The organism is Dactylosporangium maewongense (assembly GCF_039531485.1).
In the GTDB taxonomy this organism is placed as follows: Bacteria; Actinomycetota; Actinomycetes; order Mycobacteriales; family Micromonosporaceae; genus Dactylosporangium; species Dactylosporangium maewongense.
On record NZ_BAAAQD010000002.1, the window covers coordinates 39,088 to 53,231 of the forward strand.

14 protein-coding genes are annotated in these 14,144 nt (G+C 71.1%); 7 read left to right on the top strand and 7 right to left on the bottom strand.

The features are described 5' to 3' along the window. The first annotated feature begins 5 nt into the window (after window positions 1-5). The 5 genes from ABD332_RS07040 (at window position 6) to ABD332_RS07060 (ending at window position 5,277) form a co-directional block, all read left to right on the top strand. On the top strand, window positions 6-1,292 hold the full coding sequence (locus ABD332_RS07040; protein ID WP_344500838.1) for an adenylosuccinate synthase: 1,287 nt from the start codon (window positions 6-8) through the stop codon (window positions 1,290-1,292). A gap of 8 nt (window positions 1,293-1,300) precedes the next feature. Then, window positions 1,301-2,548, top strand: a complete 1,248-nt coding sequence (purD, locus tag ABD332_RS07045) for a phosphoribosylamine--glycine ligase (RefSeq protein ID WP_344500840.1) — start codon at window positions 1,301-1,303, stop codon at window positions 2,546-2,548. A 175-nt stretch (window positions 2,549-2,723) separates the two neighbouring features. Further along, complete coding sequence (locus tag ABD332_RS07050) at window positions 2,724-3,101, top strand: sigma-70 family RNA polymerase sigma factor (protein ID WP_425552139.1); 378 nt, start codon at window positions 2,724-2,726, stop codon at window positions 3,099-3,101. Further along, entirely contained in the window at window positions 3,092-3,895 is an 804-nt protein-coding gene (locus tag ABD332_RS07055; protein ID WP_344500842.1) for a hypothetical protein, read from the top strand. The genes ABD332_RS07050 and ABD332_RS07055 overlap by 10 nt, the downstream gene beginning before the upstream one ends. Before the next feature lie 158 nt (window positions 3,896-4,053). Next, the gene (locus ABD332_RS07060; protein WP_344500844.1) at window positions 4,054-5,277 is read left to right on the top strand and encodes a hypothetical protein; all 1,224 of its coding nucleotides are present in this window, start codon (window positions 4,054-4,056) and stop codon (window positions 5,275-5,277) included. A 50-nt stretch (window positions 5,278-5,327) separates the two neighbouring features. Here the strand turns inward: ABD332_RS07060 and ABD332_RS07065 are convergent, their stop codons facing one another. Genes ABD332_RS07065 through ABD332_RS07075 form a run of 3 tightly spaced genes read right to left on the bottom strand, consistent with a single transcriptional unit; the run spans window position 5,328 to window position 8,584 of the window. After that, window positions 5,328-6,875: an AMP-binding protein gene (locus tag ABD332_RS07065; protein WP_344500846.1), complete on the bottom strand. Its 1,548-nt coding sequence runs from the start codon at window positions 6,873-6,875 to the stop codon at window positions 5,328-5,330. 27 nt (window positions 6,876-6,902) lie between these two features. Beyond that, on the bottom strand, window positions 6,903-8,117 hold the full coding sequence (locus ABD332_RS07070) for an acyl-CoA dehydrogenase family protein (RefSeq protein WP_344500848.1): 1,215 nt from the start codon (window positions 8,115-8,117) through the stop codon (window positions 6,903-6,905). Window positions 8,118-8,128: 11 nt separating this feature from the next. Next, entirely contained in the window at window positions 8,129-8,584 is a 456-nt protein-coding gene (locus ABD332_RS07075) for an SCP2 sterol-binding domain-containing protein (protein ID WP_344500850.1), read from the bottom strand. Window positions 8,585-8,657: 73 nt separating this feature from the next. Here ABD332_RS07075 and ABD332_RS07080 point away from each other — a divergent pair, with 73 nt between their 5' ends. Beyond that, window positions 8,658-9,272, top strand: a complete 615-nt coding sequence (locus tag ABD332_RS07080) for a TetR/AcrR family transcriptional regulator (RefSeq protein ID WP_344500852.1) — start codon at window positions 8,658-8,660, stop codon at window positions 9,270-9,272. Here ABD332_RS07080 and ABD332_RS07085 read toward each other — a convergent pair. Together ABD332_RS07085 and ABD332_RS07090 are read right to left on the bottom strand one after the other, a co-directional pair. After that, entirely contained in the window at window positions 9,269-10,234 is a 966-nt protein-coding gene (locus ABD332_RS07085) for a rhomboid family intramembrane serine protease (protein WP_344500854.1), read from the bottom strand. The genes ABD332_RS07080 and ABD332_RS07085 overlap by 4 nt on opposite strands. A 23-nt stretch (window positions 10,235-10,257) precedes the next feature. Further along, complete coding sequence (locus ABD332_RS07090) at window positions 10,258-10,797, bottom strand: peptidylprolyl isomerase (RefSeq protein WP_344500856.1); 540 nt, start codon at window positions 10,795-10,797, stop codon at window positions 10,258-10,260. Between the two features lie 215 nt (window positions 10,798-11,012). Here ABD332_RS07090 and ABD332_RS07095 point away from each other — a divergent pair, with 215 nt between their 5' ends. Continuing rightward, complete coding sequence (locus ABD332_RS07095) at window positions 11,013-11,597, top strand: hypothetical protein (protein ID WP_344500858.1); 585 nt, start codon at window positions 11,013-11,015, stop codon at window positions 11,595-11,597. Window positions 11,598-11,669: 72 nt separating this feature from the next. On the opposite strand, the gene ABD332_RS07100 is transcribed toward ABD332_RS07095, so the two are convergent. Both ABD332_RS07100 and ABD332_RS07105 read right to left on the bottom strand, forming a co-directional pair. Then, entirely contained in the window at window positions 11,670-12,809 is a 1,140-nt protein-coding gene (locus ABD332_RS07100) for a magnesium and cobalt transport protein CorA (RefSeq protein WP_425552140.1), read from the bottom strand. A gap of 226 nt (window positions 12,810-13,035) precedes the next feature. Next, a complete protein-coding gene (locus ABD332_RS07105; protein ID WP_344500860.1) occupies window positions 13,036-14,127 on the bottom strand; it encodes an aminotransferase-like domain-containing protein in 1,092 nt (363 codons plus the stop codon). Window positions 14,128-14,144 lie beyond the last annotated feature (17 nt).

Consider the following 14,144-nt stretch of genomic DNA (forward strand, 5'->3'; position numbering starts at 1 on the left):
AGACGATGCCAGCGATCGTGCTCATCGGCGCTCAGTGGGGCGACGAGGGCAAGGGCAAGGTTACCGACATGATTGGCGGCGACGTCGACTACGTCGTGCGCTACTCCGGCGGCAACAACGCGGGTCACACCGTGGTGACGCCGGACGGGCAGAAATTCGCCCTGCACCTCATGCCGTCAGGGGCACTGTGGCCCAACGCGGCGATCGTCATCGGCAACGGGGTGGTCATCGACCCGAAGGTGCTGCTGGTCGAGATCGACGGTCTCGCCGAGCGCGGCGTCGATGTGTCCCGCCTGATGATATCGGGTGACGCACACCTCATCATGCCGCATCACCGGGCCCTGGACCGGGTCGTGGAGCGCTACCTCGGCTCGTCCCGGATCGGCACGACCGGCCGCGGCATCGGCCCGGCGTATGGCGACAAGGTCGCCCGCATGGGCATCCGCGTCCAGGACCTGCTCGACCCGGGCATCCTGCGCAAGAAGCTCGAGATCGTGCTGCGCGAGCGCAACCAGGTCCTCTTCAAGGTGTACAACCGCAAGGAGATCGACGTCGACGCGACGGTCGAGGAGTACCTGACCTACGCGGAGCGCCTGCGGCCCTACATCACCGACACCCGTCAGGTGCTCTGGAAGGGCCTGGAGGAGGGCCGGACCGTCCTGCTCGAGGGCGCCCAGGCGACGATGCTCGACATGGACCACGGCACGTATCCGTTCGTGACGTCGTCCAACCCGACCGCGGGCGGCGCCTGCGTCGGCGCGGGTGTGCCGCCGACCGCGATCACGCAGGTCATCGGCGTGACCAAGGCCTACACGACGCGGGTCGGCTCCGGCCCGTTCCCGACCGAGCTGTTCGACGACTTCGGCGTGCACCTGCGCAAGATCGGCCGGGAGTACGGCACGACGACCGGCCGGGAGCGCCGCACCGGCTGGTACGACGCGGTCGTCGCCAAGTACGCCACCAGGCTCAACGGCATCACCGACCTGGTCGTCACCAAGCTCGACGTGCTCTCCGGCCTGGAGAAGGTCCCGCTCTGCGTGGCCTACGAGGTGGACGGCAAGCGCACCGACGAGATGCCGATGACGCAGACCGAGTTCCACCACGCCACCCCGGTCTACGAGGAGCTCCCCGGCTGGTGGGAGGACATCTCGAAGGCGCGCGAGTTCGCCGACCTGCCGGTCAACGCGCAGCGCTACATCGAGCGGATCGAGGAGCTCGCCGGCACCCGGGTGTCGATCGTCGGGGTGGGTCCCGGGCGTGACGAGAACGTGGTGCGTCACAGCCTGCTTTAATCTGTCGCGTGCGCGTACTCCTGCTCGGCTCCGGTGGTCGTGAACACGCCATCGCCGCTGCCCTGGTTGCCGACCCGGCCGTGACCGACCTGATCGTCGCCCCGGGCAACCCCGGCACCGCCGCGATCGCGACGAACGTGGGGGTCGACGCGCTCGACCCGGACGCGGTCGCGGCCCTCGCCGTCGAGCGCGGCGTCGACCTGGTCGTCGTCGGCCCGGAGGCGCCGCTCGTGGCGGGGGTCGCCGACGCGGTCCGGGCGAAGGGCGTCGCCTGCTTCGGCCCGTCGCAGGCGGCCGCGCAGCTGGAGGGCTCGAAGGCGTTCGCGAAGGACGTGATGCGGGCGGCGGGCGTGCCCACCGCCCGCTCGTTCGTCTGCACCTCGCCCGAGGAGCTGGCGGAGGCGCTCGACGCGTTCGGCGCGCCCTACGTGGTGAAGGACGACGGTCTCGCCGCCGGCAAGGGTGTCGTCGTCACCGAGAGCCGCGACGAGGCCCTCGCGCACGGCGCCGCCTGCGGGCGGGTCGTCGTCGAGGAGTACCTGGCCGGCCCCGAGGTCTCCCTCTTCGTCGTCACCGACGGCACCGCTGCCGTGCCGTTGCAGCCGGCCCAGGACTTCAAGCGCATCGGCGACGGCGACACCGGGCCCAACACCGGCGGGATGGGCGCGTATTCGCCGCTGCCCTGGGCCCCCGCGGGCCTGGTCGACGAGGTCATGGCGGCGGTGGTGCAGCCCACGCTGGCCGAGATGCGCAAGCGCGGCACGCCCTTCACGGGGGTGCTCTACGTGGGGCTGGCGCTGACCGCCCAGGGCCCGAAGGTCATCGAGTACAACTGCCGCTTCGGCGACCCGGAGACCCAGGTGGTCCTGGCCCGCCTCGAAACCCCGCTCGCCGGCGTCCTGCACGCCGCCGCCGTCGGCCGGCTCGCCGAGGACCCGCCGCTGGCGTGGCGCCCCGGCTCGGCCGTCTGCGTGGTCATGGCCAGCGCCGGCTACCCGGAGTCGGCCCGCAAGGGCGACGTCATCACCGGCGCCGACGGCGTCCCCGGCGTCATCCACGCCGGCACCGCCCGTTCGGAGGACGGCGCGCTGGTCACCGCCGGCGGGCGGGTCCTCACCTGCACCGCGACCGGCGACACCCTGGCCGACGCCCGCGCGGCCGCCTACCGGCTCGTCGACGCGATCAGCTTCGACGGCGCCCAGCACCGCACCGACATCGCCCTCGCCGCCCTCGAGGACAGGATCTCGATCCCCTAGGCAACCCCGCACGCGCCGGCCTCCGTTCTCCCGGTGAACCCGAACGGAGAGGGAGCACGGATGCCGACCGAGCAGGCCTACCGCGACTACGTCGCGGGCAACCTGGACCGCCTGCGCCGCACCGCATACCTGCTGTGCGCCGACTGGCACCTGGCCGACGACCCTGACGTCGACCGTGCTGGTCAAGCTGCTGCGGCACTGGAAACGCGCGTCGAGGATGGAGCATCCCGACGCGTACGTGCGGCGCATGCTCATGTCCGCCTGGCTCGACGAGCGCCGCCGACCCTGGCGGCGCGAGTCGTCCACCGACCGCCTGCCGGACCGCCCGGCCTCCGGTCCGGACGCCGACCAGCGGCTGGACGTGCTCTCCCTCCTCGCCGGGCTGCCCCCGCGCCGCCGGGCCGTGCTCGTCCTGCGGTACTTCTGCGACCTGTCCGTCGAGGAGACCGCGCAGGCACTCGGCTGCAGCGAGGGCACCGTCAAGAGCCAGGCCGCCCGCGCGCTGGAGTCGCTCCGGGCGCGCCTCACGGAGGGAGACCCGCAGTGGATCTGACCGATGCCATGCACGCCGCCACCCAGGACCCGCCACCGACCGCCATCGACGTCGACCAGCTCATCACCGGCGAGCACCGCCGGGTCCGCCGCATGCGGGCCGTCACCGGTCTCGGGATCGCCGCCGTCCTCGCCGCCGGCGTGGTCGTGCTGCCGCAGTATCTGGCCCAGCCGACCGGCCAGAGCCCCGGCGCCCCGCCCTCGACGGTGACGGGCGCGCCGGCGCCGTGCGCCCTGCCGTCTTCCACGGTGGACGTACCGACGGCGGAGGTCACCAAGCAGCAGAACCAGGCGAAGCCGCTGGTGCCGCTCACCGAGTCCTGCGGCGACGCGCAGGCCCGCCTCAGCGTTGAGTTCACCGCGCTGCTGCGCCGCCTCCTGCCCGGCGCCACGATCGTCAACGCCGAAGATCAGCCGACCCCGCTGCCCGCCAGGTTCCTCAGGGTGGCGGACGACGAGTTCGGCGGCTACTCCAGCACCGTCCTGGTGCCGGGCGGCATCGTGTGGGTGCGGCTCGACGCGTCCGAACTGACCCCCGCGCAGTACCACGCGCACATGCAGGAGGAGTGCGCTTCGCCGAAGGCCAGGTGCCGGACCCTGACGATCGGCAGCACCGAGCTGATGATCCGCAGCGACGTGCCCGACGGCTTCGGCATCGACGTCTGGGCGGTCCGCCCGGACGGGACGAGGTTGCTGGCCCGTGCCCGCCCCACGAAGACCGGCGAGCCGACCCCGCTCACCGAGCAGCAGCTCATCGGCATCGTCATGACGCCGGCGCTGACGCTGTACCCCTAACTCCCCGAAAGGGCCGGCTCCGGCTGGCAATGGCCGAGAGTCCGCAGCAGCGGAGATCGTTGGGTCGGAAAGATTCTCTCCCGGAGGTGCAACCTCCCGCCGCGGCCGGCGTGTCAGTGGTGCGCGCCGATGCGGGCGTGCCTGACGGGGAGGAACCCATGACGAAACACCCGCTGCTGCGGGCGGCCGTGCTCGGCGCCGGACTGGTGCTGGCACAGGCCCTGCTCACCCCCGCCGCCGGGGCCGCGACGGTCCCGCCGGCCGCGCCCACCGTGACGGCGGTCAGCAGCTCGTTCACCGTCGGCGTGAAGGGGAAGTTCAGCTTCGCCGAGCCGGCCGGCAGCCCGGTCCCGACGGCGTTCGTGTATCAGCTCAACTCCGGTGCGCCCACGCGGGTCGCCGCCGGCAGGCGCACGGTCACCGTCCAGGTCGTGCCGACCCGCTTCACCAACACGCTCGCGGTCACGGCCGTCGAGCCGGACGGCACGTTCACCGACACGACCACGATCACCTTCAACGCCGTGTACCCGCCGCCGTTCGCCGACCAGGACCTGACCGGCGACGGGCAGCCGGACCTGCTGACCGCCGGGCCGGCGACCGGGCTGCCGCAGGGCGTGTGGCTCGCCGCCGGCCGGGCGCAGCGCGGTGGCCTGCGCACCCCGGCGGCGGGCATCGCGGGCCTGTCCTCCTGGCCCGCGCCGGACTTCGACGGCGCGCAGGTCATCGCCGGCCGGTTCACCGGCACGAGCTTCAACGACGTGCTCGTGTTCTACCCGACCGGTCTCAACGCGGGGCTGGCCATGATCGTGCCGAGCCTCGACAACGGCGGCCCGCTCGACGTCACCGGGGCCACGGTGCTGCCCGCCGGCACCATGTCGGACCTCGACGGCAACAACCCGATCGCGGTCGCCAACGCCTACGACAGCGCCGGCGCGGGCCTCGCCTACCCCGACCTGTTCGGCATCGTCGGCGCCCCCGGCTCGGGCTACACCCTCGACTACTACCCCAACTTCAACGGCACCGGCGCGTACTACATGCCCAGCCCGACGCCGCTGGCCACGCCGGCGGGCGGCACCGACTGGGAGTCGTGGCGGATCGCGTCGAAGCTGCTGCCCAGCGGCACCGCGCTGCTGCTGTGGAACGGGTCCACGGGCGCGGTGCACCTGTGGACGTCGGTCACCTACGACGGCACGACCCTGCACTACACGGACCACCGGCTGGCCACGGACTGGCACCCGGGGGCCGCGTCGGTGCAGCTGACCCAGGACGCGGACGGCAACCCGGTCATCTGGACGGTGTCCACGGCCGGGGTCGCGACCGCGTACCTGGTCAAGAACCTGTCGGCGCTGAAGGCCCAGCCGGCCCAGCCGCTCCTGCCGTGAACCCGCGCCCGGGTGCGGTCGACAAACGGGGGACCGCACCCGGGCGCGGTTCAGTCGCCGAAGAGGCGGCGGCGGACGACCTTGCCGGTGGCGTTGCGGGGCAGGGCGGCGACGAAGTACACGTCGCGCGGGACCGAGAAGCGGGCGAGGCGGTGCCGGACGTACTCGCGCACCGCCTCCGGGTCGACGTACTCGCCGTCGTGCAGGGCGATCCACGCGGCGAGCCGCTGGCCGAACTCCTCGTCCGGTACGCCGGCGACGGCGACCTCGCGGACCTGCGGCAACTCGGCGATGACGTCCTCGACGGAGCCCGGGTAGACGTTCTCGCCGCCGGAGATGACCATGTCGTCCTCGCGGCCGTCGACGAAGAGCAGGCCGTCGGCGTTGAGGTGGCCGAGGTCGCCGGTGGCCAGCAGGTCGCCGTGGGACTCGCGGCCGGTGCCGTTGGTGTAGCCCTCGAAGAGCATGTCGTTGCCGACGAAGATCCGCCCGATGACGCCGGTCGGCAGCTCGGTGCCGCTGTCGGAGAGGATCGCGACCCGGGTGCCGCGCGGTGGGCGGCCCGCGGTGCCGGGGGCGTCCCGCAGCTCGTCCGGGGTGGCGATCGACGCCCAGGAGGCCTCGGTGGAGCCGTACAGGTTGTACAGCACCGGCCCGTACACCTCCATGAAACGCGACGCGAGGGGGCCGGTCAGCGCCGAGCCCGAGGTGGCCACGACCCGCAGCGTCGGCATGGGTGCGGGCGCCTCCAGCAGGCGTTGCAGCATCACCGGCACGGCGAAGAGCGAGGTGCACCCGGTGGCGCCGACCGCGGCCACCGTCGACTGCGGGGTGAAGCGGCGCGCGATCACGATCGTGCCGCGCAGCGCCAGGCACAGCTGCAGCGCGGCCAGCCCCCAGGTGTGGAACAGCGGCGCGGCGACGAAGATGCGCTCGCCGGCGTAGAGCGGGATCCGTGACACCACCGACGCGAGCGGCCCGAGGCCCGACGGGTTGCGGCGCCGCGCGCCCTTCGGCGCGCCGGTCGTGCCGGACGTCAGCACCACCACGGAGCCGGCGGCCGCGGGCGGCTCCAGCTCGGCGGAGGGTGCCCGGTGGATGAGCCCGGCGGTCTTGGACATCGCCAGTCGCGGCAGGTTCGGCGGCACCGCGGCGAGCATCCCCAGCAGGTCGTCGTCGTGGATCAGCAGGGCCAGCGACTGGTCGTGCGCGACGGCCTCCAGCTGGCCGTCGCCGAGGCCGGTGTTGACCAGGACGGCCTGCGCGCCGAGCGCGATCAGGGCGAGCATCGCCTCGACCATGCCGGCGGAGTTGTTGCACAGCAGGCCGATCCGGTCGCCGGCGCGCACCCCGTGCTCGGCGCGCAGGGCGTTGGCGAGGCGGCGGACCCGCAGGTCGAGCTCGGTGTACGTGAGCTGCCGGTCCTCGTCGACGACCGCGACCCGGTCGGGGTCGCGGGCCGCGGTCGAACGCATCTCGCCGTACAGCCCGAAGCCCCAGCGGCGCAGGGCGTTGAGCTGCCGGACGATCCGCGTGGGCCGGCCGGGGTTGAGCAGTTTCCGGCCGGCCATCGTGCGGAGGATGAAGGGGGTGTCCATGGCTCCTCCGGCCTGTCGAGGGGGGAGTTACCGGATGTAGGTGCCCGAGATCGCGCGGGCGACGACCAGGCGCTGGATCTCGCTGGTCCCCTCGAAGATCGTGTAGATCTTCGCGTCGCGGAACCAGCGCTCGACCGGGTGCTCCCGCAGGAAGCCGGCCCCGCCGAGGATCTGCACGGCCTTCTCGGTCGTCGCGACGGCGACCTCGCCGGCCTTGAGCTTGCTCATCGAGCCCTCGCCGGCCTCGAACGGGCGGTTGTTGCGCCCCATCCAGGCGGCCCGCCACACCAGCAGGCGGGCGGCGTCGATCTCCATGCGCATGTCGGCGAGGGTGAACGCGATCGCCTGGTTCTCGATGATCGGCCGGCCGAACTGCACCCGCCCCTTGGCATACTCCAGCGCGTACTCGTACGCGGCGCGGGCCACACCGAGCGCCTGCGCCCCGACCGCCGGCCGGGACAGCTCGAACGTGCGCATCGCGGCCTGCCCCTGCGCCTTGCGGCCCTCGCGGGCGCGGGCGAGCCGGGCGTCAAGAGCGTCCTTGCCGCCGAGCAGGCACCGGCCGGGCACCCGCACGTCGTCGAGGAACACGTCGGCGGTGTGTGAGGCGCGCAGGCCGAGCTTCTTGAGCTTCTTGCTGCCGTTCAATCCCACTGTACCGGGGGGCACGACGAACGCCGCCTGCCCGCGGGACCCCAGCTCGGGCTCCACGCTGGCCGTCACGACGTGGACATTGGCGATGCCGCCGTTGGTCGCGTAGGCCTTCTGCCCGCTGATGACCCACTCGTCCGTCGCTTCGTCGTACCGCGCGCGGCTCTTCATCGAGCCGACGTCGGATCCGGCCTCCGGCTCGGTGGTGCAGAACGCCGCGACCTTCGGGTCGGCGGCATCGCCGAAGCACTGCGGCACCCACTCGAGCATCTGGTCGGGCGTGCCGGAGGCGTAGATCGCGGCGACCGCCAGGCTGGTGCCGAAGATCGCCATGCCGATGCCGGCGTCGCCCCAGAAGAGCTCCTCGGACGCCAGGCACAACGACAGGCCGGTCGGGTCGCCCCAGGTGTTGGCGAGGAACTCGAAGCCATACAGGCCGATCTTCGCCGCCTCCTGGATCACCGGCCAGGGGGTCTCCTCGCGGGCATCCCACTCCGCGGCGGCCGGGCGCACGACGTCGGCTGCGAAGCCGTGCACCCAGTCGCGGAGATCCCGCTGCTCCTCGTTCAGGTCGAGCGAGAACTCGGGCATGGGGCGCTGCCTCAGGCCTTCGGGATGTCGAACAGGTTCGCGATGTTGGCGGCCAGGCCCAGGTCGCCCTTGGCCTTGAGCTTGCCGGTCATGAACATCATCATGGGGTTGCCGGCACCGGAGACGACCTTGAGAAAGTCGACCGGGCCGACGGTGATCGCGAGCTTCGGCTCCTGGTCGGCGCTCGGCGAGAGCACGCAGGTGCCGTCGGCGATGACCAGCTCGTAGGTCTCGGCGCCGTCGTCGGGCGCGCCGGTGATCGTCCAGTGGATGATCGCGTTGGTCGCGCCGGCCCGGTCGGCGCGGAAGAGCTCGGGGAAGCGGGAGAAGATGGTGTCGAGGATCGCCTTGCGCTGCGGGCCCGCCATGAGCTCGCCGAGCTGGGCGTCGGAGGCGCCCTTCACCAGCTGCGCGAACTGCTTGGGGTCGACGGAGTTGAAGTCGCCCAGGGCGTCGAGGTCGGCCATGTCGGTGTGCCCTTCGTCCTTTGAAATAAGCTACTGATGCGTAACCTTACGCACGAGTAGGTAAGGTGACAAGATGCTGAAACGACTTCCGCGCGTGGTGCGTGAGCAGCAGATGCTCGACGCCGCGGTGCAGGTCTTCTCCAAGCATGGCTTCCACGCCGCGTCGATGGACGAGATCGCGGAGGTCGCCGGCATCTCCAAGCCGATGGTCTACGCATACCTCGGCACGAAGGACGAGCTGTTCGTCGCGTGCCTGCACCGGGAGGCGACCAGGCTCATGGAGGCGGTGGCGGCAGGTGTACTGCCCGCGGCCCGCCCCGACGAGCAGCTGTGGCACGGGTTGCGGGCGTTCTTCACCTTCGTCGGGGCGCACCGGGACGGCTGGCGGGTGCTCTACCGGCAGGCCCGCAGCGAGCCGCACTTCGCGGGCGAGCTCGCCGGGATGCGGGCGAGGATCGTCGAGGTCGTCGCCGGGCTGCTGGAGAGCGCCGCCACGGCCGCGGAGGTGCCGGGCCGCCCAGGCGACTTCACCGCGATGGCCTACGCCTACGTCGGCGCCGCCGAGTCCCTCGCCGACTGGCTCGCCGACCACGAGGAGGAGGACCCCGACCACACCGCGACGCGCATGATGAACTTCGTCTGGGTCGGGGCCGACTCGCTCCTGCAGGGCCGCGTCTGGCGCGCCTAGTTGCCGCCGTTCAGCTGGGTGACGTAGTCGCCCGTGGGCATCAGCCCGGCGGTGTGCACCACGGTCAGGACCGCCAGCACGGCCACGACGGCGACCAGCGCCCCCGACTGGATCAGGGTGCGGTGCTGCCGCGGCGCATACGCCAGCCCGGCGGCCGCGGCCGCGCCGGCCACCATGCCACCGAGGTGCCCGGCGATCGAGATGCCGTCGATGCTGAACGTCAGGACCAGGTTGAGCACCAGCACCGGCACGATCCCGGCGACGCTGCGCCGCATCTTGCGCAGCACGATGATCAGCGCGGCGAACAGTCCGAAGATCGCGCCCGACGCACCCGCGGTCTGCGCCAGCGGGTCGGAGAACAGGTAGACCGCGACGCTGCCGCCGAACCCCGCCACCAGGTAGAGCGCGGCGAACCGGGCCCGGCCGAGCATCGCCTCCAGGGGCCGGCCGAGCACCCACAGCGCCCACATGTTCATCAGCAGGTGGAAGACGCCGTAGTGCAGGAACATCGAGGTGAAGAGGCGGTAGTAGTCGCCGTCGATCATGCCGCCGGGGATGATCTGCGCCTCGGTGGCGCTGATCTGCCGCGAGTTGTAGGTGACCAGCGAGCCCCACTCGTGCAGCGGCGTGCCGCCACCGAGCAGCCCGCCCATGCCGCCGCCCGCGATCGACTGGGCGCTGCCGGAGCTGATCACACCGGCGAGGAACACCAGCACGTTGATCACGATCAGCGTGATCGTGACCGCGCCGACGGCACCTTCCGTGCCGCCGCCGAACGCGGTCCGGGCGGGACGCTGCGTCCTGGCACCCTCGCGGACGCACTCCGGGCACTGGAAACCGACCGACGCCTCATTCATGCAATTCGGGCAGATCGGCCGGTCGCAGCGGGTGCACCGGACGTACGTCTCGCGGTCAGGGTGCCGGTAGCAGTGAGGGACCACGTTCGCCGGCGGCTGAGTCATGCAGACAAGATTAGCCAGGCCTCCTATGAGACCCGTTCGATGTCCACCCGCTCGATCACGATGTCCTGGCGGGGCCGGTCCATCTGGCCGGTCTGCGTGCTGCCGATCTGCTGCACGACCTTCTTCGAGTCGTCGTCGACGACCTCACCGAAGATCGTGTGCTTGCCGTTGAGGTGCGGCGTCGGGCCGAGGGTGATGAAGAACTGCGAGCCGTTGGTGCCCTGGCCGAAGCGGATGCCCGCGTTGGCCATGGCCAGCAGGAACGGCCGGTTGAAGTGCAGCTCGGGGTGGATCTCGTCGTTGAAGTTGTAGCCCGGACCGCCGGTGCCGGTGCCCGTCGGGTCACCACCCTGGATCATGAAGCCGTCGATCACGCGGTGGAAGATGACGCCGTTGTAGTACGGGCCCTTGCCGGGCTCGCCCGTGCGCGGGTCGGTGTATTCCTTGCTGCCCTCGGCGAGCTCCACGAAGTTGCGAACCGTCTTCGGGGCGTGGTTGGGGAACAGCTCCAGCCGGATGGCGCCGACGTTGGTGTGCAGCGTCGCGAACAGTTGCTCGGCCACCAGTTCTCCCTTTCTTTGGTGACATTCCGTCATCACGGTATCGGATGCGGATTCTGGCGGATCCGGGTGTGCGGGCCGCTCGCACGCGGCAGGATGGCCAACAGCGGACCGGTTCGGAATGTTCTGCCTGGGTAACCCGGGGAGGACGAGGTTTCGCGGCCATGGAGGTGGAGCAAGTGTTTGGACGTCGTGAGGTCAAGACGCACCGTCGTCTCATGCAGGATGAGCTCGGCGAGAGCCTGGGCCACCTGCGGATGGCCGCAGCGCACGCAGCCGATGGCGCTTCGGGTGCCTTGGCGCCGCGCGTCGAATACGCCCGCAAGGCGGTCAAGCCGGGCCTCGCGAAGGCCAGCGGCGCGGCGGGGACCGTCCTCGTCATCGCCCGCGAACGTTCGCTCCAGGCGAGCAAGCAGGCCGAGAAGATGGGGCGCAAGGGGAAAAAGAAGATGATGAAGAAGGAGAGCCGCACCGGCCGCCGCTGGCCGATGACCATCGGTGGCCTGCTGATGGCGGGCGCGGCGGTCGGCGCCGCCACCGCCCTGATGCGGCGTCGCCGGGCCAACCAGGCCTGGGACGAATACGGCTCGACCCGGACCGCCAGCGACACCGGCTCGATGCTCGACTCGGCGAAGTCCACGATGGATGCGGGGATCGACAAGGCCAAGACGATGGGCGAGGCGGCCAAGGACCGCGCCTCGGACCTGATCGGCAGCAAGGGCACCAACACGGGCCCCGCGGGCAGTGGCGAGTACGAGAAGCACCCGATGCCGCAGGCGGCGTCGAAGAACAGCCGGTCCTGACGTGAGCGCGCGGACGGGCCCTCCCCAGCCACGGGGGACGGCCCGTCCGCGTTTTCGCTGCTCCCTACGTTTCTACAACCAGCCCGACTTGCGGAACGCGCGGTAGAGCAGAGCCGAGGCGACGACCATCAGCGTCATGACGCCCGGATAGCCGAAGACCCATTTCGTCTCCGGCATGAAGTCGAAGTTCATGCCGTACACGCCGGCGACCGACGTCCACACGGCGGCGATACCGGCCCAGGCGGCGATCTTGCGCATGTCGTTGTTCTGGTCGACGCTCACCTGCGCCAGCCGCGCCTGCAGCACCGAGTTGATCACGTCGTCGAGGTAGAGCACCTGCTCGACCGTGCGCACCAGGTGGTCGTTGACGTCGCGGAAGTAGCGGCGGATCTCCTCGGGCACCTCGGCGAGCTGGCCGCTGACCACCCCGGCCAGCGGGCGCTGCAGCGGCAGGACCGCCCGCTTGAACTCCATCAGCTCGCGCTTCAGCTGGTACACCCGCTGAATCCGATCGGTGCCGGTCTTGCCCTTGCTCCGCTTCGCCGGGCTGAACACCTGGTCCTCGATGATCGCGACGTCCTCCTCGATGGCCGCGACGACCTCGACCATCACGTCGACGATGGTGTCCGCGACGGCGTACGCGACCGCCCACGGCCCGCGCGCCAGCACCTCCCGGCGCCGCTCCAGGTCCGCGCGCACCGGCGTCAGCCGGCACGCGTCGCCGTGCCGGACGGTGATGATGAAGTGCTCACCGATGAACATCAGCACGTCGCCGGTCTCCACGACCTCGCTGCTCTCGGTCAGCTCGTCGTGCTCGACGTACCGGGCGGTGCGCATCGTCATGAACGTCATGTCGCCGTACCGCTCGACCTTCGGCCGCTGCGACGAGGTCACGGCGTCCTCGACGGCCAGCTCGTGCAGCTGGAACGTCTCCGCGATGGCGGCCATCTCCTGCGCGCCCGGCTCCTTCAGCCCGACCCAGACGAACCCGTGCCGTTGCCGCCGGGCGGCCGTGAGCGCCTCCGCGTAGTGCCAGCTGCCGGGTTGCCGTACACCATCCACATACAGCGCACAGTCGACGATCGAGCTCGCCGTGGTCGGTGGCTCGGCCGTCGCCGGGACCGGTGTCGCGGGGCTCAGGATGCGTGACATCGCCCGCACCGGCCTGGCCAGTGCCCTGGACAGGGAGCCGGCCAGCTGCTCGTCGGTCATCGCGACCTCCGCCCTGTTGTTCTCGCACCAAAGTAGGCACCGGGTGAGTCGACCGCAGGTGGGGGGTGGGGGCGCGGTCGACCCACCCGGTGCCGTTGGGGGGCGGGGGGTGATGTCTGCAGCGCGATTCAGCAAAGCGCGCCGGGCTGGATTTTGGGCCATCCGGAGCCGCCTGCGGAACCCACCCCGCCATCACGGTTTGGTGTCGCTTTGGTTCAGCTGCGTTTCAGCCCTTGCGGACGGCCTCGATCGCCGCCGCCAGGCGGCTGACACCCTCGTCGACCTGGTCCGTCAGTACCGCCGAGAACGCCAGCCGCACCGAGTGCTTCCCGCCCTCCAGGAGGAAGTCGCTGCCCTTGACCACGGCCACCCCGAAGTCCCGGGCCGCCACGGTCTCCAGCTCCGTCGTGTCGACGTCCTCGGGCAGCTCCACCCACAGGAAGTAGCCGCCGTCGGGCTCCACGAACGTCGCGTCCGGCACGTGCTTGCGCAGCCCCTCGGCCAGCAGGCGGGCCCGCTCGCCCAGCGTCGCCGACACCTTGGCGATCGACCGCTCGATGTCCCCGCTGACGCAGAACTGGTGCGTGATCGCCTCGGCGACCATGCTCGGGGAGATGTACAGGTTGGTGGCCCGCTTCGCGATCGCCGCGATCGTCGCCTTCGGCCCGACCAGGTAACCCACCCGCAGCCCGGGCGCGATCGTCTTGGTGAACGAGCTCGCGTGCACGACCACGCCGGTCGTGTCCTGCGACAGCATCGTGGGCAGCTTCTCGCCGCGCCAGCGGATGTCCGCGTACGGGTCGTCCTCGAAGATCGTGAACCCGAACTCCTGCGCGAGCGCGACGAGCGTCGCCCTTCTCTCCGCGCTCAGGGTGACCCCGGCGGGGTTCTGGAAGTTCGGGATGATGTGCGCCAGCGTCGGGCGCACCCCTGTTTCGAGCAACGCGCGCAGCTCGTCGGTGTCGATGCCGTCGGCGTCGACCGTCACCGGGTGCACCGTGGCGCCCAGGTTGCGCAGGTTGAGCAGCGTCCGGTCATACGTGGGCTTCTCCACGATCACCGCGTCGCCCGGCTTCACCAGGTGCTCGAAGAGCAGCGCGTCGGCCTGCAGCGAGCCGTTGGTCACGATGACCTGCTCCGCGTCGACGCCGTGCTTGGCCGCGATCCACGACCGCAGCGGAAGGTAGCCGACCGACGTGCCATACGCGGTGATGCCGGCCGGGTCGGCCTCAAAGGCCCGCACCGCAGCGGCCTTCAGCCCGTCGATGTCGATGATGTCGAGACTGGGTGCGCCACGGGCAAAAGAGATGAGCTGCATGCCGCCAGCCTACGAGA